The sequence below is a fragment of the Rhodomicrobium sp. genome (assembly GCF_047605405.1).
Classification (GTDB): domain Bacteria; phylum Pseudomonadota; class Alphaproteobacteria; order Rhizobiales; family Rhodomicrobiaceae; genus Rhodomicrobium; species Rhodomicrobium lacus.
Window position 1 is genome coordinate 1 of the sequence record NZ_JASGFR010000077.1, and the last position, 2,756, is coordinate 2,756.

Below are 2,756 nucleotides of genomic sequence, written 5' to 3' on the forward strand. Positions count from 1 at the left end.
ACTTTTAATCAGAGGGTCGATGGTTCGAATCCATCTGGGCTCACCAATAAAATCAAAGACATAGGTTCTGCGGCGACCGCGAACAGTTGCGACCTCACTTGGCCGACTTCGTCGATGCTTACAATTTCGGGCGAAGTTCAAGGCCCTCACACCCTACGAGTTCGTCTGCAAATGCGGGATGGCGGAGCCGATCCAGCATTTGCCGGGACTAAACACCCAGACAGCGTTCCAACGATCTCCACGCGCATCGGTGCGCCCGCTTCGGGCAGATGAACGATGACACCCGCGAGGATTCGCGCGAACCGCAACGCGGTGCTCTCCTCCGCCTTGTGCTTTGGCAATGAACCGTTCAGGCGGTTTCCGGAGCGAAGAACGTTGACGGATAGATGACGACATATATCAATGTAATTGACAAAAAAAGCCGCCGGACGCAAGCGTGGCAATAGGTGACCGTCCGCATGAGGTGGATCGGCTTTGCCCGATCTGCCAACGAAGAAAGCAGCCATGCAGCGCCTTCATCCGGCACTCCGTTTCATCGTCGTCATCTTCGCCGTCTTTTTGGCAGGTGGCGTAGCTCTGGAGTCGGCCGGGACGACCGGCGCCGGCGAAGGCATCGCACGCATGCACCCGCCGGGATATGTCGGGCAGGAGCGATGCGTCGCCTGCCACGAGCCGCAGGGCCGGGACTGGGCCGGCTCGTCTCATGCGAAATCGCTGCAGGTGGCGTCGCCCTCGACGCTCGCGGGTTTCGGTGGCGCGGCAGCAGTTGGCGGCGACTTCGTCGCGTTCATGCGTCAGGCTTCGGCGTTGGCGCGCCTCGAAGACGCCAGCGGAAAGCAGGCCGAGTTTCCGATAGCTTTCACCATCGGCGTCTTTCCACTTCAGCAATATCTGGTTCCCTTCGGAAACGGACGCTATCAGGCTCTCCCCTTCGCGTGGGACAGTCGGCCAGCTTCGGAGGGCGGGCAACGCTGGTTCAGCCTTTATCCGGAAGCCGGCATCAAGCCGGGCGACGCGCTTCACTGGACGAGCCGCAACCAGACCTGGAACAGCATGTGCGCCGATTGCCATTCCACGGGCCTGCGCAAGAACTACGACATCGCAACGCGCGCCTACAGCACCACCTGGTCGGACATCAATGTCGCGTGCGAAGCTTGCCACGGCCCCGGCGCGAGCCACGTCGCGTGGGCGGAGAGCGGGCGTCCGGCGGCCATCCCGCACAAGGGGTTGGCGCCGGAAGGCTCGGGCGCGCGCGGCGCCTATTGGGGCGATTTCGACGAACGAGGCATCCGCCGCTTCGTCGGCCCGGCAAGGCATCGGGAGGTCGACCGATGCGCGCCCTGCCATGCCAGACGCCGAGCCCTGACCGATGGGTGGGCGTCCGGCCAGCCTCTCCTCGACAGCCACTCCCCGGCGCTGCTCGACGACACGCTCTATTTCGCCGACGGACAATTTCGAGATGAAGTGTTCGAGGTCGGCTCATTCCTGCAAAGCCGCATGGCGCACGCGGGCGTCGTCTGCACCGACTGCCACAGCGCGCATGGCGGCGGCCTCAAGGCGGATGGCAACGGCGTGTGCGCGCAATGCCATGACGCCAGCCGCTTCGACGCTTCATCGCACCACCGTCACGCGCAGGGGACCGAAGCGGCGCGGTGTGTCACGTGCCACATGCCGGGGCGGACCTACATGGGCGTTCATGTCCGCCACGATCACAGCTTCAGGCTTCCTGCACCGGCCCGAGCAGCGGCGCTGGGATCGCCCGATCCCTGCCTCACGTGCCATTCCGAGCGCGGTGCAAAGTGGTCCGAAGAGGCGTTGAACCGCTGGGGCGGTGGCGGCCATCGGACAGGCTCGAAATTCGCAGAGGCGCTCGATGCTGGCCGCAAGCGGCTTCCCGGCGCGCAACGGCTTCTTGTCGAGACGGTGTCAGATCCGGGCAACCCGCCGATAGCGCGCGCGACCGCGCTCTCACTCCTCGCCCGCTTTCCCGGTGCTGCGGCGCTTGCCGCGCTCCGCAAGGGGCTTGCCGACAGCGAGCCACTCGTGCGTCTCGGCGCGGTGCGGGGGGTGGCGCCCTATCCCCCCGCGACGCTTTCAGAGCTTCTCTTTCCCGTCGTCGGCGATCCGGCACGTGCTGTGCGGATCGAAGCGGCGCGGCTTCTGGCTACCGCCAGCCCCGCCGAACGCAGCGAGCCGTTCAGAAGCGCTCTCAAGGAGTGGGTCGAAGCGGAGCAACTCGCATCCGAGCGACCAGAAAGCGCTCTCAACCTCGGTGTTCTGTGGGCCGAACTCGGCGATGCGAAGAAAGCGGAAGCGACATTGCGATCCGCGATCGAGGAAGATCCGTCTTTCACGGCCGGAGCGATTACGCTGGCCGATCTCTATCGCGCGGAAGGGCGAAACAGCGAAGCGGAGCGGGTGCTCCGAAAGAGCGCCGCGTCCGCTCCAGAGGCGGGCGACGTGCGCTATGCGCTGGCGCTTACGCTCATCCGGCAAGGCAGGCGCGCCGAAGCGCGCTTCGAGCTTGAGCGCGCGGCGGCCCTCAGTCCCGAAGAGCCACGGTTCGCCTACGCTTACGGACTTGCCCTCTGGGAAGACGGCGACCGCGCTCGCGCCATGGCGGTGCTGCGGGAGGCGAGCCGACGCCATCCGGGGGATCGTCTGCTTCTCGAAGCGCTCGTGAGTTTCGCGCGGGAGAGCGGCCGCACCGAGGAAGCGGCGGATCATGCGCGCTCGCTTGCGCAGCTTGCTCCCGA

General features: G+C 65.6%; 1 protein-coding gene and 1 pseudogene. Both read left to right on the forward strand.

Translation table 11 applies throughout. The features are described 5' to 3' along the window. Positions 1-74: 74 nt before the first annotated feature. Positions 75-217, forward strand: a pseudogene (locus QM659_RS16830) (IS481 family transposase); the annotation flags it as partial. Positions 218-504: 287 nt separating this feature from the next. Next, positions 505-2,756: tetratricopeptide repeat protein (locus QM659_RS16835; RefSeq protein ID WP_415189310.1), on the forward strand; the 2,252-nt coding region annotated here is incomplete at its 3' end.